A 20,546-nucleotide genomic window follows, 5' to 3' on the forward strand; every position below is an offset into this window, starting at 1 on the left:
ATTTTCCGGCGTCTATTTATAGCGTAGTTGTTGTATTAAATAGTCTATAATTTTATCAGTCTGGTATTTTACCCAAATTTGACTGAGAACACAATAGATTGGTGTCTTACCTAGACACATTTTTTGAAAAATAAGGTTGATCCTTTTTTCCTGATCTTTTTCAAAAATTTCTCTTATTTGTAGCCAGGATTGATTATTTTCGTAGAACAACCATAAAATGTAATTACGATTTTTTTTGAAATATTTGAATGTATTTGAGTAAGAAGATAGGGTAACTGTCTTCTTTTTTGTTTCAGCTATTATACCATTGATAGTTTCTAGGCTTTTTCGATCTTCTTCAAGCAAAACTTGAATTTGATTTATTAATTCTTTTTCATTGTTGAGTATAATTATATTTTTCATTTTTCTTACACACCTCTAATACCTTTTTTATCTTAGTGGAAAATATATCTTCGACTCAACAATCTATCGGTTTATAATCGACACACTTTGTTTACGTAAAGTTTAAAGATTTTGCAGACTGGATTGAGCTAATAATTTGCTAATATTGTTTTTTGAAAGATTGTCATAATAGATAAGCCAGTTGATAACTACATTTAGATTCTTATCTACGGTGTTGTCTAGATAAAAATTATTTTCGATTTTTCGATTTGTTAATTCAAATCTTTTTTAAGTTCTTCTCTTCCCAAATTTTTTATTTTAATTAGAAAACCAATATCTCCATTTTGGGAAAGAAGAAGGAGAATTTCTTTTCGCTTCTTTGCACAAAACGTTAAAGTATGATGATAACTATTTGCGTCTATGTTCAGAAGCTTATTTTTTCTAGCATTTTACGATCCCTTTTTTAAAAAAACATAAGCTCATAAATAAGATTGTCCTTAACCTTCTCTAGCAAGTCGTTTTCATCCTTAAAATATCGATAGAATGTTCGAGAGCTAACATGAGGATTTTTTATTATATCACGGTTTGTAAGTTTTCTAAAAGGAATTGCTTTCATTGTCTCAAATAGACCAATATTGAATTTGTTCTAAAGCACTATTAATTCTTATATCTATATATTAACTTGCCTTCCTGTTTCTTAATTCCATCAATAAAGCTAATTTTGGAGAAAGACATTGTCAAATTAAATTGTCTGTAGATGTAAGTTTGGCATATGATGTTTACCACGTTTACTTCGTGTATGTATTTAAGTAAAAAATATAATTTATTACTAATAGCTTGCTATGATTCTTGGGAAATCAACTAATAGAGGTTATAGGGAGAAAACTTTATGAAACATAAAAAACTTTGGTACTTAGGAAGTATCCTAATTATTCTTATATCTTTCGCTATTAATTTTGGTAACGATCTTCAACGTAAAGTATTGCATGAAAAATCGGTTTATACCACTAAAAAATTACCATATGTTACTTATGATAAATGATATTAAATATCAGGAAGTTCTTATTGTTCCTAGTTTAAATATGGAGGTTCCGGTAGCAGAAAATACAAATGATGCTGTTTATCAATTTGGTGCAGGGATGTTAGTCAAAAGAAAAATAGATAGTAATTCAAATATTATTATTGGGGCACACAACCTCGGATCGTTTAGTAAGGCGTTATTTTCACCACTTGCAAATAATAAACTGATTGATAGGGAGGTTTTTATTACTGATTTTAAGTTAGTAAAAGAATATAAAATAGAATCAGTTCATATTATCTTTCCAACTCAGGTCAATCTAGCACTTAATTCTAAGAGTAATTTTTTAACTATGTTGACTTGTACAAATGATAATAAAAAACGAATTTTGGTTAGAGCTACGTTAAGAAAGACATATAAATTTTCAAAAGTAGGTTCTTCTGTAAAAACTTTCCTTAAGAGGAAGAATTTTATAATCCAAGCTAAAACATAGTTCTTATAAGAAAAGAAAAAATTCAATTTTTTGATTTTATTCAAAAGTAAGCCTTTTGTCTTGCAATGAATTAGTTGCTCGTGTATCAATCTTTGGAATAAAAAATATCAATAATCGGCTTGTTTTAGATGAAAATACACCATAAAATGTTTAATGTAAGCGCTAAACATTTAGGGAGAGGATAAAAATGAAAAAGAACTATCTAAGTATTGATATTGGGGGAACAAATGTAAAATATGCAGAATTGGACAATGGAGGACATATTATTGAAGAAGGAAAAATAAAGACTTCTCAAAAAAAGGATTAGTTTCTGGAAAATATTGATCAGATTGTAGAAAAATATATCAAAAAGGGAGTAAAGGGATTGGCATTTTGTGCCCCAGGAAAGATTGCCCATACAAAAATTCATTTTGATGGGACTTTACCCTTCCTTGATGGAATTGATTTTGCCGAAAGGTATCAAAAATACAATATTCCAGTTGCAGTAATTAATGATGGTAAGGCTAGTGCATTGGCTGAAAATTGGCTTGGAAGTTTAAAAGACATGAAGAATTGTGCCGCAATTACCTTAGGAACAGGAGTTGAAGGAGGAATAATTGTAAATGGACAACTTTTAAATGGAGCACACTTTCAGGCAGGAGAATTAAGCTTTTTGCAACTTAATATGAACGAAGCAGGTTTTAATGGGTTTGCCGGCGGTTATGTTTCTGCAGTTCAAATGATAAAAAGGGTAAACCGTGCAATTAATAATGAAGATGAAATGGATGGTTTAGCAGCTTTTGAAGCTATTAATAGGGGGAAAGAAGAGGCTAGAAAAATTTTTGCTGAATATTGCAAGAGAATAGCTACCATTATTATTGATATTCAAGCAGTTGTTGATTTAGATGCGATTGCCATTGGCGGCGGTATTTCTGCACAGCCTATTGTTGTAGAAGGAATTAACCAAGCATATGATAAGGTTTTAGCTGGTAATACATTAATTAGAGAAACTTTTACTCGGCCGAAAATCATAGAGGCTAAATTTAAGAATGGAGCTAACCTCTATGGTGCTTTGTATAATCTTTTTATACATGTAAATGGTGAAAAACTATAATGACATATGGTAAAAAAATAAAGCAACATGAAATAGTTGTTCCTACAGATCCCTTACCGGTTTGGTATTTTATTTTTCATGATCATAACTCTGAAAAATATATTGCTCCGCATTGGCATCGCGGGATTGAATTAAGTTATGTTGAGCATGGGAGAATAGCTGATTTTTTAATTAATAAGGAACACTATTCCTCGGAGTCCGGAACAATTTTAATAGTTAATACTCAAGAAATACATAGTATTCATGATTGTGAAAACGATAATGCATTAGCTTTGTCAATTATTTTTCCCTATGATTATGTTATAAATTCTGTATCCTTCGATTGCCCATCAAATTATTAAAATTAATGATCCAACTAAATTTGATAGTAAACAGAAAATCTCTTACCTTAGATTACAAAGTTTACTTGGTCAATTTATCAAAGTTTATTTTCTCGATATTCCTACTAAATATTTAGAACAGCAAAGGTTAATTGATGAAATTTTGTGTTTACTTTTAAGTGATTTTACCGAAGAGAAAAGCGATCAGCAACGTATCAGTGGAAGAAAGATTTATATCATTAATCGATTGCAATATATTACTCAATACGTTAATAATCATTATCAAGAAGAATTAAATTTAACGGTGATTGCTAATCAATGTAATATTTCTAAAGAATATTTAGCTCGTTTTTTTAAGAAAGAAATGGAACTAACAGTAGAAACCTATATTAATAATGTCAGGGCTGAGCATGCTTATTATGAGTTAAAACATTCAAAGAATAATCTGACCCAAATTGCAATTAATAATGGATTTTCGAGTATTAGAATGATGAATCGAGCCTTTAATAAATTGTATGGTGAAAGTGCATCCAAAATAAAAAAGCAAATTCATTAAGAGAGGAAACGATTATGAAAGAACAAGATATTTTAGAAGCTGTTGAAAAAATGCGTATTGACTGGAAGAAGAACGATGATAAAAGAGATAGTGGGTTACCCCATGATCTTCCGGAGATAAAGCGTGTAGATGATATTCAATATGGTAACGATTCTAAATGGAATTTATTAGATATATATTTACCGAAAAATATTGAAGGAAAAATTCCCGTTATCATTAATATTCATGGAGGTGGTTGGGTTTACGGTACTAAAGAAACCTATCAATTTTATGGACTAGGAATGGCTAAACGAGGCTTTGCTTTTATAAATCCTAACTATAAGTTGGGACCAGAAGTAAAGTTTCCAGAAGAATTAAATCAAGTCAATGAATATATTCACTGGGTAGCAAAACATGCAGATGAATATAATCTTGATAAAAACAATGTTTTCTTAGTTGGGGATTCTGCCGGTGGTCAAATGGCTGAACAATACACAGCGATTTTGACTAATCCGGTATATCGAGAAAAATTTGGCTATACCCTCCCTGATTTGAAGTTTAGAGCAGTTGCTTTAAACTCACCAGCTACTTTTATGAAGGATCCAGGGATGATGATGGACGCTACGTTGGCTTACTTTGATCCAGAAGTAATGAAGAGTGCTAAGAATCAGGACTTAATTGATGTTGAAAAATATATTACTGGAGGCTTTTTGCCTACCTTCATTTCAACAGCTAATGAAGACTTTATTCATGATTGTGCAGTACGATTAGATGGATTTTTAAGGGCTAAAGGCATAGAAGTTATTCAAAAATCTTGGGGTGATGAAAAGCATCCCGAACCGCATGTTTTTCTAATTAATCAAAAAGATGAATTAGCGAAGGAAGCTAATGACGAAGAAGCAGCATTTTTTAGAAGACATATTGTAAAAGAGTAGTAGAAAAGGCTATAGTTAAAATGCTATCGATAATTTCAAATATTGGAATCGTTGTTGCCCTATTAATATATTCATAAAAAACAAAAAGTTACCGCTTAAATTGAATTGCTATTAAAGTGCTAGAATAAAATCTAGTGCTTTTTTCGTGTATTAAGTTATAATTAAGCAAAAACTCACTTTTTTTGTTAGAGGATTCTATGAAAAAATTTTTTTATGTAATGACTGAAATGATTCTTTGTTTAATTTCAGTTATGGCCTTTACCAAACCAGTCTTGGCCGATGTGAATTATGATATTACAAATGTTGATGTGACAGCCCGAGTTAATCCAAATGGTTCATTATCTATGGAGAGAAGGATAACCTATAAATTTGATGATGACGCTCATGGTATTTTCTATCAGCAAAATTTAGCCAATAATCAAGAGTTAAAAAATCCGCAGGTTAGAATTCTGGCTGACAAAAATTCACAAATGGTAGTACCAAGTGCGACTTATGAAAATAATACTTATGAATTAAGTCATAGTGATCATGGCTATCGTTTTAAAGTTTGGCATAGCGTAAGGGATGGAGATAAATTTACAGTAATTTATACTTATGAAATTACAAATGCAATCACGAACTGGAAAGATACAGCTGAACTTAATTTTAAGATTATTGGAGATGGATGGGATACAGACCTAGATAATGTACGAGTAGGTATTTTCTTCCCGGGCCCAGTTAAAGACTTAAAAGCTTGGGCACATGGAGACTTGTCTGGCCAAATTACAGTTAATCCGCAAAAAGGCAATATTATCATGACAGCCTCTAATGTAGGTAGAAATGAAGGAATTGAGGTCCATAGTCTGTTTCCTGTTGAGGTAACTAATCAAAATAAGAATATTAAAGATCAAAATCATAAAGAATATGTTTTAGATCAAGAAGCAAGATTTGCACGACAAGCTAATGAACGGCGTCAAAGAAACAGAATCCTAGGCTTAGGTGCTTTGGTAATATCTGGGCTATTTTCTTTACTAGCAATTATTAGAAGCTTTACTTTAAAAAAGTCCGGAGTTAAACCGGAAAAAGAAAAGCAACTGGCTAGGAATTATGAGATTCCATCAGTCTCACCGGTAATGGCTGAAATTTTAGATACAGGAGATGAGCCAAGCTCTAGGTCTTTAACTGCATCTCTAATGGAATTAGCTGTCCAAAAAAAGATTAAAATTGATCCTATCAAGATAAGAAAAAGAACGTACTACAAAATTTCTTTAATTGATAAAAATATAATAAAAAATAAACCTTTGTTAAATTACTTATTTGATAAAGTAGGCAATGGCAAGAGTTTTACAACATACGAACTTAAAAAACACCACTCCTCTAAGTTGGGAAAGAAGTTCAATAAGTGGCAAGAACAAGAAATGCAGAAAGCAACTAGAGCAGAATTTTTTGATGAAAAGCTTGAACATAAACAGCACGCTAATTCAATTTTGATGGTGACTTTACTAATCTTGAGTGGTATTGCAATGTTCAGCGCCTTCTTTTCGAATGAGGAAAATATTGCTTTGTTTATATGTGCTGCAATTTTATTAGTACTGGCAATTTTGGCAGTTGTTTATAATAAGAAAAAATTATCAGCTTATACAGCAAGAGGAGCAGAGGTAACTAATCAAGTTCGCGGATTTAAGAAAATGCTAGATGAAATTGGTAATTTCAAGATGCGTGATATTGGAGAACTGATCTTGTGGGAAGAAATAATGCCATATGCCGTTGCTCTTGGTGTATCTAAAAAAGTATTAAAACAATTGAAACTAGAATTTGCAGATGAAATTGACGATACAAGTCTATTATTCTGGGGTGCTTTTTACAGTGATGGGAAAGATGGTTTTGCAAGTAACTTTAGTTCTAGCTTTGACTCAGGTGCTAACTTAAATTCTTCTGCTTCTGGTGGATCTGGCGTATTTTCAGGCGGTTCATCAGGTGGCTTTGGTGGTGGCAGCGGAGGAGGTGCCTTTTAAAGATTGATTATAGGAGAAAAGAATGACAGTTTTAACTAATAAAATGTATGAGATATTTGACCAAGAAGAATTTTCTTTTAAAAAATTAAAAGTTAATAAAACACCAGAAGAAATAGATACAATTAAACAAGAATTTAAAGGCGTCTGGCAAATTTGGAAAACAGTTCAATTAAATGTGGCAGAACAACTACCGACAGGAAAATTTGCAAAAGTTCATGTTGAAAGCTGGACTAATGGATGGAATTTAAGAGATCATTTTTGGGCCAGTTATCGCTTAACTTCCTTAGCAGACTATAATCCTTGTATTGGCGTCATGCTTGATAAGAAGCAATTACAAGTTTATTTGATGTTTCAATATTATAAGAGTGATAAGCGTCAGGGAACTGTGAGTGAATACAATACGCTTTTAACTGATATTTCAAAGTGGGGTTCTAGTTTAGATATTTCAAACTGGTATTTGTGGGATAAAAATGAAATGGAATTCAGCAATCATTTAGCTTTAGCAGAATATCTGAGCGATTATGAAAAGAAAACTCAATTTGATCAGGAGGCTATCAAAAGTAGCTTTTTACTAGGAAAGTTTGCCTTTCGTGATCATGATAATGTTGATAATATGGAGAAATTTATTATAGAAGGAATCAATGATTTAATTCCTTTATATGAAAAATTAAGTTAAGTAAAAAAAGTTGGAAAAAATTTGCAAAAAAGACATGAATATATTTGGTGTTTAATCGAACTCTCAAATGGTAATAAAGAATGGTATTGTCTAAGTAAAGTATTAAGACGAGCTCTTTTTATTGAAAAGAAACATAATCAATTCTGGAAAAAAACGATGATTGGTAATTATATTACTGTAGCTCGGAGTAAGTATATTAGGGGACGAGCAAGATTAACGGTTGGCCGGATTGAAAAAATTAGAATTCGAAAAAATGGTGCAGCGGACTGGCACTGGAGTCGAAATCAATTTGTTACAGCAGAGCACTTACTGGATCTTAAAGATTCATTTAATTATTTAAAGCATGATTATTGTTGGTATAATCGTTTAGCAATTAAAGTAGCCTTAATTTATTGGCATAATAAGTTATTACAAGCTGAGTTAAATTCGAAGCGATATGGTATTAAGAAAAAACGACTTAAGTTAGAAAGAAAAATAAAATGAAGGAAAAACTTTTAATTAGTCAAGATTTGTCTTGTCTTGGGCAGGTCTCTCTAAGCGTTGCCTTACCAATTTTAGGTGCATGTGGATATCAGCCAGATGTTTTACCAACAGCAATTTTATCTACTCATACTGGTGGATTTGGTAATAATACCTTTTTGGCGCTAAATAATGAAATGAGTAAAATTATTGCTCACTGGCAAGATGAAAAAATTACTTTTAAAAATTTATACTTAGGCTATTTGGGAAGAAATGCCATTGATTTTTGGATTGAGCATATTTCTGATTTTAGAAATACTGATTTAATACTGCTTGATCCAGCAATGGCAGATTCAGGAAAGTTATATAGCGGCTTAGATATAGAATATGTAGTAAAAATGCGCGAACTTGCAAGGCAAGCAACTATTTTAACTCCCAATTTAACTGAAGCATGTCTGTTACTGAATAAGGAATATAGAAATTTTTCAATAAATGAAATTAAAGAAATTGCTGTCGAGTTAAAAGAAAAGTTTGAGTTAGATGGTCTGGTAATTACTGGCATTTTCTTAGAAAATAAAGTGAAGATGGTGGTATTAGCAAACGATAGTGAAATTTTCGTAATAGAAAATGAAAAAATTACTCGCTCATTTTTTGGCACTGGAGATATGTTTGCAAGTAGCTTATTAGCAGTTTTTTTAGCTAGATATTCCTTAAAAGAAAGTGCACAAATAGCAGGTGATTTTGTTAAATTGGCGATTGAAAAGACTGACCTAAGACAAGATAAACGCTTGGGACCTAACTACGCAGGTGCCCTATCTTGGTTAATGAACAAAGTGGAAGGAAAGAAATAATAAATGCGCACAAGAGAAAATTCATTAGTTTCAATAATTATGACTGGATTATTTGCGGCAATAATTTATTTGGGTGTTTGGGTTTTAAGAATCCCAGTTCCTGCTTTAGTAGGGCGTCCATTTATTCATTTTGGTAATACGTTAACGGCTGTTGCAATTTTATATTTAGGTTATCGTAATGGAATGCTAGCTGGGATTATTGGATTGGGCGGCTTTGACTTGCTTAATGGTTACGCTGCAACTTCGTGGTTAACAATGCTAGAAGTCGTAGTAGTTGCAAGTGTTTTAACGGCAGTATATAAGGGGATGCACTATCAAGATAGTAAGAAAAATATTATTATTTTAGGAATTATTGCTGGATTTACGAAAATTTTTACTACTTACTGTGTCTCAATTGTAGAAGCTTTAATGGTAGGAACTAGTTTAAATGTGGCTTTAGTTAGCTCTTTTGTTAGTTTGCCGGCAACGATCATCAATTCGATTTCGACAGCAATTTGTACTCCAATCTTATACTTTGCAGTCCGTGATGGTGCAAGGAGAATTTTAAGAAGGACTGCTTAATTAAAATAGATTTGTTATAATTTTGATTAAAGATAAAAAGGAGGAATTTTAAATGCCATTTGTACATGTAGAGCTAATTAAGGGTAGAAGTGATGAACAACTTACTCAAATGATGAAAGATATCACCGAAGCTGTTCATAAGAATACTGGTGCTCCAAAAGAACATATTCATGTAGTTATTAATGAACTTGATAAACATACTTATGGTCAAGGTGGCGAATGGAGGGCTTAAAAATTGAAAAAGTTTTCTATTAATCGCTTAATAAAACTGGGATTAATTTTTAGTACCGTCTGGTTTGTTTATCTTTTATTTTTTAGGTTTGAAAGTCTAACTGATTTTTCAAACCTACGCACCTTACCAACTGCTAGAGTAATTAGTCTGTTTGTAATTCTTATCGTTATAAGCTTATTTTTAGGTTTTATTTTAGCTGGTGTTTGGCTGAGCGTAGATCAACCAAAATTTAAGTTTAAGTGGGAGTATCTGTATAAAGGAATCCTGGTTGGAATAATTTGGGCAGCTCTTGATATGTTTATGGTTAATTCAGGAAAGTTTATGATTATTCCAGTAATTATTGACTTAATTATAGGTACTTTAGTTGGAATGTTGCTTTTTAGTCGAAGAGCGTCCAAAAAATAAATAAAAAATCGTGATTAGCAATTAACTAATTACGATTTTTTTGTTTAGTCTAATCTTCTTTTTTGGCTTCTTCTAAAGCCTTCATGATTGAAGGATTCTTTGAATGACAATCTTTTAACATTTGGTAATCTTCTTCAGATAATTTAACAGTGTACTTAGTCATGATTTTTCCTCACTTTTTATTTTTTACCTTTAATATATCACTTTATTGATAGAATTGATAAAGAAATTTTGAATTGAATATTATTAAATCGCTATAATAGATAAAAAGTAAGTAAGAAAGTGGTTAAAATGTTTGACTATCGAAATAATTTAAAAAGAATATTAAATAGTACAGAAGGCGACGAAAAGAGCCTTAAAAATAGCTTGAATGCAATTAAGTTAGTCCTGGGAATGACAGGGGAAAGCAGTGAAAGGGTAACTGGCGGTGAACTTGATCCAAAAATTATTGCCCAAATAAATACTTTTTTGCAAGGAATAACTAAATTAATTGAGCATCCTGGCAATAAAGATGCTAAAAAGACAGCTTTAGGCGCACTACATAAATTAACTTTTGATCAAAATATTACTGCTAATTTTGGAAAACAACTAGGGCAGCTTGATCAAGCAATTCAATCATCCGAAGAAACGAGTAGTGTAGTAAATAGAAAAATTTTTGAAGAAGCATTAAAGCCTAAAAAAGAAAAAGTACGTGACTATCGCAAGGGAAGACGTTATACAGTTATTCGTGCATTGAAGGGTGCAGATCTAATCAATGATAATGGAGAAGTAGTTTTTGAGGTTAATGAAGGTCAAATACACGATTTAAACCTAAAGAGTGGTGATATTGTTGAATCTATCCCGGTATCAGATAGTTTAAATGAAGCTGAAGTTTTACGAGTTGTCGGCTATAGAAAATTGCGCAGCCGTGATTATGACAAAATAGAAGATTTTAAGTATGGTGTAGTACAAGGAAGTCCGGGAAATCTAAGCGTTTCGCGTAATATTCACGGAGAAAGGTTAACAATTAATCATAAGCCGGTGATTGTTGCCCTTGATTCTAGTTACTATCAAAATGGAAGTGTACATTTAGAAGATGGTTCGATTGTTGACTTGGCTTGGTATACCGGTGATGTAAGACTTAAGAAAGATCCAGCTAGTGCCGTTCAAATTCGATGGATCTATGAAACTGAGCAACCAAAACGGATTTCTAAAACTAAAAAAGAAAAGTCAAGTCGAGAAAATACGCAGAAACTGACACAATTAGATATGAATTTGCATTATCAAAGAGTTGGGATTGCAGTTGGAGACAATCAAAACGAAGCAATTTTAGAAGGTATTGTTAATCGCTACAATGGTATTGCAATTCCAATTGATGCTTTTGAGGGAAAGAAAAAGGTAATTGAAAATCAAATTAAAGATTTAGATATTGTAATCTTGGTAACAGCTTTTGCAGCTCATGACAGTACTTGGAATATTAGAGAGTTTGCAAGCAAATATCATGTAAAATTTGCTGTTAGTTCCAGCAAAGGATATCAAGCATTTGAACGCGCTTTGTATAGAGCAGAAAATGGCATGCCGGCTTATGAAGGAAACCAGCAATTAGAATATAAAATGTTAAAAAATAATTAGGAATGGGAGATGAAACTGACAACCTGTATAGAAATTAGATAAAATATTAATAACTTATTTTTAGGAAGGATGATGAAATGACAAAAAACATTAAAAAGAAATCTTGGATGCGCTGGGTAGTATTTTTAGCCGGCCTAGAAATTATCGCCATTTCTATTAATTTCTTCTATGGTCCAATTAATATTGCTGCGGGAGGATCAACTGGTATTTCGATTTTAGTTGACGCAGTATGGGGAATTAACCGTTCAATAACGGTTTTAGTTGTTAATATTTTAATGTTGGTTTTAGCAGCCATTTTTTTAGGAAAAAAGACAACGAAGAACGTTGCCTTAGGTAGTTTATTATTGCCAATCCTGATGGAAATTACCCCAAGTTTTAAAATTACTAATAACCAATTACTTGCTGTAATTTACGGTGGAGTATTAATGGGACTAGGAGTCTCTCTTCTCTATCGTGTAAATGCTTCAAGTGGCGGGACAACAATTCCACCAATGATTTTGAAAAAATATTTTTATATCAATCCAGCGGTTGGCTTACTTGGAATTGATATGATAATTATTTTCCTAAATATATTTGTTGATGGATGGAATGCCTTTTTACTAGCGGCTTTGTCTCAGGTAGTTACATCTATGACGATGAACTATGCAGAAGCAGGCTTTGATCGAAAATATCAAGTTCGTATTATGAGTAATAAACATTTCAATGAATTGAAAACTATGTTACTAGATAATTATAATGGTTTGACAATTTATGATGTTGTTGGTGGCTATAGTGATGATGACAAAAAACAATTGCTTTTAGTAGTTGACACGCGTGAATATGGTCCTTTAATCAGTAAAATTCATGAAATTGACCCTGACGCTTTTATTATTACTGATACAGTAGCGCGGGTTCATGGAGGTCAATGGGGATTATAGCCAGACTTTTTCGTATATATTTTCTTTGAAGCCACAAGTTAGTTTATCACCGTCAGTTATTAACGGTCTCTTAATTAATTTGCCGTTCTGTGAAAGTAATGTGGCAGCTTCCTCAATTGACATGGAATTGATTTGATCTTTTAAATGCATTTGACGGTAGACTTTTCCCGATGTATTAAAGAAATATCTTAAACCTCTATCTTGAAACTTATTTAGCCACTTAAGCAAGTCTTCTTGTTTAGGTGGCTTTTCTACTAAATCGTGATACTCATATGCAATATGGTGTTGATCTAGCCATTTTTGCGCTTTTTTAGAGGTGGAACAACGTTTGTATCCGTAAAATTTGATCATACTGTACTCCTTCTTAAAAATCTTTACTAATATTCTATTATTTTTTTAGAAATTTTGATATTGAATTGCTTTAAAAGAGGGATGAGAGTATACTGTAAGAGTTGTATTTGTGGAAACCTCACATCTGCAACCGCACGTTTATGAGGTTAGAAGAGAATTAACGTTAATTCCACCTCATGCGGCGAGTCTAAGTATTTTTTCGGAGGTGTACAAATGTACGCAGTTATTAAAACCGGTGGTAAGCAATACAAGGTTGCTAAGGGCGACAGCGTTTTTGTTGAAAAACTTGAAGTTAAGCCTGGTGACGAAGTAACTTTTGATGAAGTTATTCTTGTAAATGATGGTAAATCAACTAAGATTGGTACTCCAGTAGTTGAAGGTGCTAAAGTTGTTGCTAAAGTTGAAAAGCAAGGCAAAGAAAAGAAAGTTGTTACTTTCAAGTACAAGCCTAAGAAGCACTCACACACTAAGTATGGTCACCGTCAACCTTACACTAAGGTAACTATCGAAAGCATTGAAGCTTAATTAAGGGGTGAAACAAATTATGATGATTAATAATCTTGAAGCACTTAAATTATTTGCCCACCACAAGGGTGGTGGTTCAACTGCTAACGGTCGTAACTCAGCTGGTCGTCGTTTAGGCGCAAAGCGTGCTGATGGTCAAAAGATCAATGCAGGTTCAATTATTTTCCGTCAACGCGGTACTAAGATCCACCCAGGTAAGAACGTTGGTATTGGTGGTGACGACACTTTGTTTGCTTTAACTAGTGGCGTTGTTAAATTCGAACGTTTGGGCAGAGATCGTAAACAAGTTTCTGTTTACCCAGTTGAAGAAGCAAAATAATTTTCTTTTGCAGGCTGGACGTCCCTAAGGAACGTTCAGTCTTTTTTTATCTACTCAGGAGGATCCAAGCCTATGTCTTCAGATCAAGAGTTATTAACGTTACTTAATAATCGAATTAGTAAAACTACTAAATTGATTAAAGAAAAGCAAGCAGATGCGTTAGTCATTTTTAATCAAGCTAATTATCGCTTTTTAACCAATTTTTCTGGTGAAGAAGCTGAACTTATTTTAACTGCAAATGGAGATCGCGTTTTATTATCTGATTCACGTTTCAAAGATCAAATTCGCCATCAGGCACCTGGCGAAATGAAGGTAGTTATGCAAACTATGGACGTGATAAAAGAAATTGCCGGCCAACTAAAGCAGCTAGATGTTAAAACTGTTCTAGTTGAAGGAGAATTTATTTCTGCAACTCAATTTGAGGCTCTTAAGCAGGCTTGTCCTGATCTTAATTTTATTTTAAATGCTGAATTAGTAGAAACAGTTCGTAACATAAAAGATGAGCTAGAATTAGAAACTTTGCAAAAGGCAATTGATATTTCAGCTCAAAGTTTTAAAGAAATTTTGCCTTTAATTGAGCCCGGTGTTAGTGAGCGTGCTATTGGAGCAAAATTAGATTATTTGTTCAAAATGAATGGTGGAGATGGCCCTTCGTTTGAGACAATAATTGCTTCCGGATACCGCGGTAGTTGGGCTCATGGTGTTGCGAGTGATAAAAAGATTCAAAAAGGTGAATTAATTGTAATTGACTTTGGAAGTTTTTATCATGGTTATACCGCAGATATTACTAGAACAGTTGCTTTAGGCCAAGTAGAGCCTGAACTAGAAAAAATATATTATATTGTACTAGAAGCACAAAAACGGGGAATTGCAGCTGCAATTGCTGGAAATACTGGTAAAGATATTGATCAAGCTGGTAGAAACTACATTAAAGAGCAAGGATATGGAGAGTACTTTGGTCACGGTATTGGTCATGGAATTGGCTTAGAAGTGCATGAACTCTGTACGCCAGCAATGCCATATAGTAAAGAAGTTATGAAAAATAATATGGCAATCACGGTTGAGCCAGGAATTTATTTGCCAGACCGTGGCGGTGTTAGAATTGAAGATGATGTTTTAATTAAAGATAATCATCCATATGTGATGTCACAGTTGCCAAAAGATGAACTTTTAATCTTATAATTTTGTGTAATTATGCGGTTAATGTTGCGAAACAATAGATAAGATTGGTAATATAAATAAGTGTAGAAATGAGGTAATTTTACTATGACAATGATCTCAGTTAATGAATTTAAAAATGGATTAACTATTGAATATAACAATGATTTATGGCGTATTGTTGAATTCCAACACGTTAAGCCAGGTAAAGGTAGTGCCTTTGTTCGTTCAAAACTTAAGAGTTTAAGAACTGGTGCAGTTCAAGAATATACTTTCCGTTCAACTGCTAAAGTAAATACTGCTGATATTCAAACTAAGGCAATGCAATACTTATACAATGATGGTACAAGTTTTGTATTTATGGATACTAATACTTATGAACAACTTGAAATTCCGGAAGCTCAAGTTGAAAGAGAATCTAAGTTCTTGAAAGAAAACATGGTAGTTAACGTTATTACTCATGAGGGTGAAACTTTGGGTGTTGATTTACCAAATACAGTTGATCTTGAAGTTGCAGAAACTGAACCTAATATTAAGGGTGATACATCTTCCGGTGGTGGTAAGCCCGCAACTATGGAAACTGGCTTAGTAGTTAACGTACCATTCTTTATTAATCAAGGTGATGTATTAACTATTAATACTGCTGATGGTACTTACGTTTCTCGTGCAAATAAATAGTTTTTGAGGTAAAAAATATGGCTGATAATTCAACGATTCTTTTATCAAGCAATGACAAAGGCGATGAAACCCGAGTTGACCTTGGTGTTTTAGAGGTTATTCTAGGAATTGCTGCCAGAAAAGTCGATGGCGTCAGCGAAATGCGTGGGACGCTAAAAACTGGCATCGATACTCTTTTTGGTCGTTCTAACCAAGGTAAAGGTGTTTCCCTAAGTGTTGAAGACGATAAGTTAACTGCTGATGTTTATACTTATCTTGACTACGGTGTAAATGTGCCAAAAGTATGCGTCCAACTGCAAAAAAATCTAACTTTGCAATTGAAGCAAATGACAGATTTAGATTTAACTCAAATTAATGTTCATGTAGTTGGCTTGGTTTCAGAAGCAGACGAAACTGAAGTAAAGGCTGACACGGAAGCACTTTTCCCAGATGATAAAGAGGACGAGGCTAAAGACTAAATGACACAGCATGAGATGAGAAGAATTGCTATGCAAGCAATTTATTTGGCTAACCAAGGTAAATTAACTGATGCAGAGGAAGTTTGTCAAAAAGCTTTAAAGGCTTTAGAATTGAAAGATTTCCCAGACTATTCTACAGAACTAGTTAATGGTGTTTTAGCAAATAAAGAAGCACTTGATGAGCAATTAAGTAAATATTTAAAAAAGGGTTGGCGTCTTAATAGAATTAACGAAATTGACTTGGCAATCCTTGAAGTAGCTCTTTATGAAATGCAAAATAGCAAAGTAATTGATCCGGTAGCTGCTTTAAATGAAGCGTTAAATTTATGTGATGAATTTAGCTCTAAGGAATCTAAAAAGTTTATTAATGGTCTCTTGGCCAATTTCATTAAGAAAGACTAACTAATGAGTCGGCTCGTTGAGCCGACTTTTTTTTATGAGGTGATTAAGTGAAAAAATTACTAGAAGGAAAAACTCCTGCAAATGAAATTAAAGAGAACTTAATAGAAGAAATAAAAAAATTAAAAAGCGACGGAATAAATCCAACTTTATGCGTAATAGAAGTTGGAGACGATCCAGCAAGTAAAATTTATTTGCGAGTTAAAAGAAATTTAGCTAAAAAAGTAGGAATTCAGGAGATAGGTTTACATTTTCCTGCTAATACTTCTCAGGGTGAACTTCTAGAAAAGATTGAAGAACTTAATCAAGATCCAAGTATTAACGGAATAATGGTGCAATTACCCGTTCCTCCTCAAATTGATCCAAGAGCTATTTTTGAAACAATTGCTCCAGAAAAAGATGCCGATGGATTTTCACCTCTTAACTTAGGGCGTCTCTGGGAAGGACAGAGTGATATAATTCCGGCAACAGTTCGCAGTATTTTAACTTTAATTGATTACTATGGAATTGAGATAGCTGGTAAAAACACAGTAATTATTGGTCGTAGTGTCATTGTAGGAAAACCATTAGCTGCAGTTTTAGTTGAACGGGATGCAACTGTTACTATTGCCCATTCAAAAACTAAGAATTTATCAGAGCTAACTAAAAATGCTGATGTGATTATTTCAGATGTTGGTAAGGCACATTTAGTAACTGAGGATATGGTAAAAGAAGGAGCTGTCATAATTGATGTTGGGATGAACCGTGAAAATGGTAAATTGATGGGAGACGTTGACTTTGACAAGGTTGCTGCAAAAGTGAATGCAATTACACCTGTTCCCGGGGGTGTTGGTCCTTTAACAGTTGCCAGTTTAATGAAACAAGCCGTAATTTTGACGAGGAAACAACATGGTAGATAATAAAGTTTATCTTTCTGTTAGTGATTTAAATTTTTATATTTCACAAAAGTTTAAAAATGATCCCTATTTACATAAAGTGTTTTTACAGGGAGAGTTATCGAACTTTAGATTTAGAATGAATTCCCACCAGTATTTTTCATTAAAAGATGAAAAATCAAAAATCAATGTAGTGATGTTTCGCTCATTTTTTGAAAAATTAAAGTTTAAACCTGAAGAGGGAATGAAGGTTTATGTTAGTGGTTATGTAGATGTTTATGGACCACAGGGATCTTATCAATTTTATGCTCAAACTATGGAGCCAGCAGGTTTAGGAGCTCTTTATGAACAGTTAAGACAATTGCAAGAGAAGCTTGCAAAGGAGGGATTATTTAATGAAGAACATAAAAAGAAGATCCCCCTATTTCCAGATCGTATTGCAGTTGTAACTAGTGCTTCAGGAGCGGTAATTCATGATATTATGGTTACTGCTAATCGCCGTTTTCCTCATGCTGAGATTGATTTGTATCCCGCTAAAGTTCAAGGAGATGAAGCAGCAGATACAATTGTGGCTGCTTTACAGCAAATTCAAGCTCAAGGCGATAAATATGATGTTGTAATCATTGGGCGTGGCGGTGGATCACTAGAAGATTTATGGCCATTTAATGAAGAAAAAGTTGTGCGGCAGATTTATGCGATGCAGATGCCAGTGATCAGTTCAGTAGGACATGAAACTGATACAACTTTAGCTGATTTAGTGGCCGATGCTAGAGCAGCTACTCCAACTGCTGCAGCAGAATATGCAACTCCTAATTTAGTTGATGTACTAACGCAAATTGTTCAATTACGAGCAAGACTTTATGCTGCCGTTCAGGCCAATATTCATACAAAGCATCAAATTTTAGATCGGTTAAAGAACGCACCAGTTTTACAAGAGCCAACTAGAATTTATGATCAACAAATTCAACAAGTTGATATGCTCATCCATCGTCTTAATCAGGCAATGGACAATCGACTACAGCACGATGGATCTACATTACGTTTACTTCAAGAGCGTCTTAAGGCACTCAGTCCTAGCCGAAAATTAGAGCAACTTGAGCGTGAACGAAATTTTGTAGTATCGAATTTATTTTCAACGATGAATAACTATCTTAAAGATCAAAGAAATAGATTAAATCGAGCTATGCAACAATTAGATGATATTAGTCCGTTGAAAACAATTAGTCGAGGATACGTTTATACAACTGATCAAAAAGGAAATACAGTTACTTCAGTTGACCAGCTAAAAATTGATGAGAAGTTAAAGTTACATTTTAAAGATGGTCAAGTGCAAGTAAATGTAGAAAATATTCGGAGAGAAAAAAATGGCAATCAAGAAAAATAATTTTGAAGAACAGTTAAATGAATTACAAGAAATAGTTAATAAGCTTGAAAGTGGTAATGTTCCTCTTGAAGATGCTTTAAGTGAATTTCAAGCAGGAGTTAAATTAAGCCGAGAATTAGAGAAAAAGCTAAATGATGCAGAACAAACTGTGGCCAAGTTAGTAGATAAAGATGGGAACGAAAAGGCTTTAGATCCCCAAAATGCGTCTGCTCCTGAGGAAGAATAAATGAAGTTAAAAGATTTTCAAGAAAAATATACACCTCAAATTGACAATTTCTTAAAAGAACATCTGGTTACTGAAATTGATAATCCAACTTTTAGTAAAATTATGTCTTATTCAGTAATGGCGGGAGGTAAGCGACTACGTCCTTTGCTTTTCTTAGCAACTCTTGAGACACTAAATCATAAAATTGAAGAGCCAGAATTAAGAATTGCATGTGGAATTGAATTAATTCATACTTATTCTCTAATTCATGATGATTTACCCGCGATGGATAATGATGATTATCGTCGCGGAAAACTTACTTCTCATAAAAAATGGGGAGAAGCAGAAGCTATATTAGCTGGAGATGGGTTGCTTCCGTTGGGAATTCAATGGATCACCGAGGGGAGTAATTCAGCTGCGTTAGCAATTGTTATTTCTCAAGCTGTAGGACCAAATGGAATGGTCGGTGGTCAATATCTTGATATTGATACAACTAATAACGATTCAGCTAAAGAAAATGCTAAGATGATTGATCAGATGGAGTGGTTGAAAACAGGCTGCCTAATTGAAGCAAGTGTTAAAATGGCTGCAATTTATGCTGGTGCAACTGATTCTGAGCTTAATAGATTAGACAACTTCAGCAAGCGTTTTGGCAGATCTTATCAAATCTATGATGATTTAGTAGATGTAGTAGAGACAGCAACTGAAGCAGGAAAAGCTACTCATAAGGATGCAACAGAAGGTAAGAATAATACTTTAACTTTGCTTGGAATTGAAGCTAGTCGTAAACAACTTTTAGAATTGATTGCATCAGGAAAAAAAGCTGTAGAAATTTTTGAACAGCCTTTATTAGGTGAATTTTTTAATTTGTATCAGAAGGTATTATAGTAAATGTCTAAAAAGCGTGCAGATGTATTATTGTTTGAACAAGGTTTTTTTAATTCTCGCAGTCAAGCTCAAAGAGCTATCATGGCTGGGTTAGTTAATGACCATAATCATCAAAGAATTGATAAAAGTGGAGAAAAATTTCCGGAAGATGAAGTTTTTCATATAAAAGATGATGGTAAAAAATATGTTTCCCGCGGGGGATTCAAATTAGAAAAAGCCCTTCAAGTATTTAATATTGATTTAAAGGGAAAAATTTGCCTGGATATTGGAGCATCCACTGGTGGGTTTACTGATGTTGCCTTACAAAATGGGGCTAAGTTAGTCTATGCTTTAGATGTAGGATATAATCAACTGGCTTGGAAGTTACGAGATAATCCTCAAGTTGTAGTAATGGAAAAACAGAATTTTCGTTACAGTAAGCCAGTAGACTTTACTGATGGATTGCCTGATTTTGCAATGACAGATGTTTCCTTTATCTCGTTAGATTTAATTATGCCGCCAATGTATGAAATTTTAAAAGATAAATGCGATGCAGTGTGTTTAATTAAGCCACAATTTGAAGCAGGTCCTGAGAATGTAGGTAAGCATGGGATTGTTCATGATCATGAAGTTCATGCAAATGTTATTAAACATACCATGGAAGTTGCTCAAAAAATAGGGTTTAATATTTTGGGAGTAGACTATTCACCAATTAAAGGTGGTAAAGGAAATATTGAATTTCTTATTCATTTAGGAAAAGACGTAGCAAATCCAGGTCAAGACTTATGGAAAGGGAATCCTTCCGATGTAGTTCAACGTGCAGTTAGTGGCCTTTAGGTGAGAAAA

The 20,546-nt window shown here is 33.3% G+C and carries 26 protein-coding genes, 1 pseudogene and 1 other annotated feature; of the genes and pseudogenes, 25 read left to right on the forward strand and 2 right to left on the reverse strand.

The window, feature by feature from the left end:
• Positions 1-12: 12 nt before the first annotated feature.
• Complete coding sequence (locus tag H0I41_RS03345) at positions 13-402, reverse strand: hypothetical protein (protein WP_011162282.1); 390 nt, start codon at positions 400-402, stop codon at positions 13-15.
• 965 nt (positions 403-1,367) lie between these two features.
• Between H0I41_RS03345 and H0I41_RS03355 the strand changes: the two genes are divergently transcribed.
• The 14 genes and pseudogenes from H0I41_RS03355 to H0I41_RS03415 all read left to right on the forward strand — a co-directional run bounded on the left by H0I41_RS03355 (position 1,368) and on the right by H0I41_RS03415 (position 12,481).
• Complete coding sequence (locus tag H0I41_RS03355; protein ID WP_080502246.1) at positions 1,368-1,892, forward strand: sortase; 525 nt, start codon at positions 1,368-1,370, stop codon at positions 1,890-1,892.
• Positions 1,893-2,079: 187 nt separating this feature from the next.
• Positions 2,080-2,985, forward strand: a pseudogene (locus H0I41_RS03360) (ROK family protein).
• The gene (locus tag H0I41_RS09375; protein ID WP_234694673.1) at positions 2,985-3,326 is read left to right on the forward strand and encodes an AraC family ligand binding domain-containing protein; all 342 of its coding nucleotides are present in this window, start codon (positions 2,985-2,987) and stop codon (positions 3,324-3,326) included. The pseudogene H0I41_RS03360 and the gene H0I41_RS09375 overlap by 1 nt, the downstream one beginning before the upstream one ends.
• A gap of 142 nt (positions 3,327-3,468) precedes the next feature.
• A complete protein-coding gene (locus tag H0I41_RS09380) occupies positions 3,469-3,861 on the forward strand; it encodes a helix-turn-helix transcriptional regulator (protein ID WP_228099709.1) in 393 nt (130 codons plus the stop codon).
• A gap of 14 nt (positions 3,862-3,875) precedes the next feature.
• Entirely contained in the window at positions 3,876-4,775 is a 900-nt protein-coding gene (locus H0I41_RS03370; RefSeq protein WP_011162277.1) for an alpha/beta hydrolase, read from the forward strand.
• A gap of 197 nt (positions 4,776-4,972) precedes the next feature.
• Positions 4,973-6,769, forward strand: a complete 1,797-nt coding sequence (locus H0I41_RS03375) for a DUF2207 domain-containing protein (protein WP_182094587.1) — start codon at positions 4,973-4,975, stop codon at positions 6,767-6,769.
• Between the two features lie 22 nt (positions 6,770-6,791).
• The gene (locus H0I41_RS03380) at positions 6,792-7,445 is read left to right on the forward strand and encodes a glucose-6-phosphate 1-dehydrogenase family protein (protein ID WP_011162275.1); all 654 of its coding nucleotides are present in this window, start codon (positions 6,792-6,794) and stop codon (positions 7,443-7,445) included.
• Positions 7,446-7,466: 21 nt separating this feature from the next.
• Positions 7,467-7,928 carry a DUF7679 family protein gene (locus H0I41_RS03385; protein ID WP_011162274.1) on the forward strand — a complete coding sequence of 154 codons (462 nt, stop codon included), beginning with the start codon at positions 7,467-7,469 and terminating at the stop codon, positions 7,926-7,928.
• The gene (locus H0I41_RS03390; RefSeq protein ID WP_135014133.1) at positions 7,925-8,755 is read left to right on the forward strand and encodes a PfkB family carbohydrate kinase; all 831 of its coding nucleotides are present in this window, start codon (positions 7,925-7,927) and stop codon (positions 8,753-8,755) included. Before H0I41_RS03385 ends, H0I41_RS03390 begins: the two co-directional genes overlap by 4 nt.
• A 3-nt stretch (positions 8,756-8,758) precedes the next feature.
• A complete protein-coding gene (locus tag H0I41_RS03395) occupies positions 8,759-9,316 on the forward strand; it encodes an ECF transporter S component (protein WP_011162272.1) in 558 nt (185 codons plus the stop codon).
• 52 nt (positions 9,317-9,368) lie between these two features.
• Positions 9,369-9,548, forward strand: coding sequence for a 2-hydroxymuconate tautomerase (thmT, locus tag H0I41_RS03400; protein WP_135014134.1), 180 nt, complete (start codon positions 9,369-9,371; stop codon positions 9,546-9,548).
• A gap of 3 nt (positions 9,549-9,551) precedes the next feature.
• Complete coding sequence (locus H0I41_RS03405) at positions 9,552-9,953, forward strand: hypothetical protein (RefSeq protein WP_004897058.1); 402 nt, start codon at positions 9,552-9,554, stop codon at positions 9,951-9,953.
• A 291-nt stretch (positions 9,954-10,244) separates the two neighbouring features.
• Complete coding sequence (locus H0I41_RS03410; RefSeq protein ID WP_004897060.1) at positions 10,245-11,564, forward strand: DUF2325 domain-containing protein; 1,320 nt, start codon at positions 10,245-10,247, stop codon at positions 11,562-11,564.
• Positions 11,565-11,641: 77 nt separating this feature from the next.
• Complete coding sequence (locus H0I41_RS03415; RefSeq protein ID WP_004897061.1) at positions 11,642-12,481, forward strand: YitT family protein; 840 nt, start codon at positions 11,642-11,644, stop codon at positions 12,479-12,481.
• On the opposite strand, the gene H0I41_RS03420 is transcribed toward H0I41_RS03415, so the two are convergent.
• Positions 12,476-12,832 carry an arsenate reductase family protein gene (locus tag H0I41_RS03420; RefSeq protein ID WP_135014135.1) on the reverse strand — a complete coding sequence of 119 codons (357 nt, stop codon included), beginning with the start codon at positions 12,830-12,832 and terminating at the stop codon, positions 12,476-12,478. The genes H0I41_RS03415 and H0I41_RS03420 overlap by 6 nt on opposite strands.
• A 118-nt stretch (positions 12,833-12,950) precedes the next feature.
• Positions 12,951-13,031: a sequence feature (ribosomal protein L21 leader region), on the forward strand.
• Between the two features lie 14 nt (positions 13,032-13,045).
• Here H0I41_RS03420 and rplU point away from each other — a divergent pair.
• From rplU to H0I41_RS03475, 11 genes are all read left to right on the forward strand, one after another.
• The gene (gene rplU, locus H0I41_RS03425; protein WP_003647543.1) at positions 13,046-13,357 is read left to right on the forward strand and encodes a 50S ribosomal protein L21; all 312 of its coding nucleotides are present in this window, start codon (positions 13,046-13,048) and stop codon (positions 13,355-13,357) included.
• 19 nt (positions 13,358-13,376) lie between these two features.
• Positions 13,377-13,676 (forward strand): 50S ribosomal protein L27, encoded by a 300-nt coding sequence (gene rpmA / locus H0I41_RS03430; RefSeq protein WP_003647542.1) that lies wholly within the window; start codon positions 13,377-13,379, stop codon positions 13,674-13,676.
• A gap of 72 nt (positions 13,677-13,748) precedes the next feature.
• Entirely contained in the window at positions 13,749-14,858 is a 1,110-nt protein-coding gene (locus tag H0I41_RS03435) for an aminopeptidase P family protein (protein ID WP_004897063.1), read from the forward strand.
• Positions 14,859-14,942: 84 nt separating this feature from the next.
• Complete coding sequence (gene efp / locus H0I41_RS03440) at positions 14,943-15,512, forward strand: elongation factor P (RefSeq protein ID WP_004895368.1); 570 nt, start codon at positions 14,943-14,945, stop codon at positions 15,510-15,512.
• Between the two features lie 17 nt (positions 15,513-15,529).
• On the forward strand, positions 15,530-15,970 hold the full coding sequence (locus H0I41_RS03445) for an Asp23/Gls24 family envelope stress response protein (RefSeq protein WP_004895367.1): 441 nt from the start codon (positions 15,530-15,532) through the stop codon (positions 15,968-15,970).
• Positions 15,971-16,372: a transcription antitermination factor NusB gene (gene nusB, locus H0I41_RS03450; protein ID WP_004895366.1), complete on the forward strand. Its 402-nt coding sequence runs from the start codon at positions 15,971-15,973 to the stop codon at positions 16,370-16,372.
• 47 nt (positions 16,373-16,419) lie between these two features.
• Positions 16,420-17,268 carry a bifunctional methylenetetrahydrofolate dehydrogenase/methenyltetrahydrofolate cyclohydrolase gene (locus tag H0I41_RS03455; protein ID WP_023599450.1) on the forward strand — a complete coding sequence of 283 codons (849 nt, stop codon included), beginning with the start codon at positions 16,420-16,422 and terminating at the stop codon, positions 17,266-17,268.
• A complete protein-coding gene (xseA, locus tag H0I41_RS03460) occupies positions 17,258-18,628 on the forward strand; it encodes an exodeoxyribonuclease VII large subunit (RefSeq protein WP_135014136.1) in 1,371 nt (456 codons plus the stop codon). Before H0I41_RS03455 ends, xseA begins: the two co-directional genes overlap by 11 nt.
• A complete protein-coding gene (locus H0I41_RS03465; RefSeq protein WP_004897067.1) occupies positions 18,609-18,854 on the forward strand; it encodes an exodeoxyribonuclease VII small subunit in 246 nt (81 codons plus the stop codon). The genes xseA and H0I41_RS03465 overlap by 20 nt, the downstream gene beginning before the upstream one ends.
• A complete protein-coding gene (locus H0I41_RS03470; RefSeq protein ID WP_135014137.1) occupies positions 18,855-19,721 on the forward strand; it encodes a polyprenyl synthetase family protein in 867 nt (288 codons plus the stop codon).
• 3 nt (positions 19,722-19,724) lie between these two features.
• The gene (locus tag H0I41_RS03475; RefSeq protein ID WP_135014138.1) at positions 19,725-20,537 is read left to right on the forward strand and encodes a TlyA family RNA methyltransferase; all 813 of its coding nucleotides are present in this window, start codon (positions 19,725-19,727) and stop codon (positions 20,535-20,537) included.
• Positions 20,538-20,546: the final 9 nt, after the last annotated feature.

The sequence above is a fragment of the Lactobacillus johnsonii genome (genome assembly GCF_014058685.1).
Classification (GTDB): domain Bacteria; phylum Bacillota; class Bacilli; order Lactobacillales; family Lactobacillaceae; genus Lactobacillus.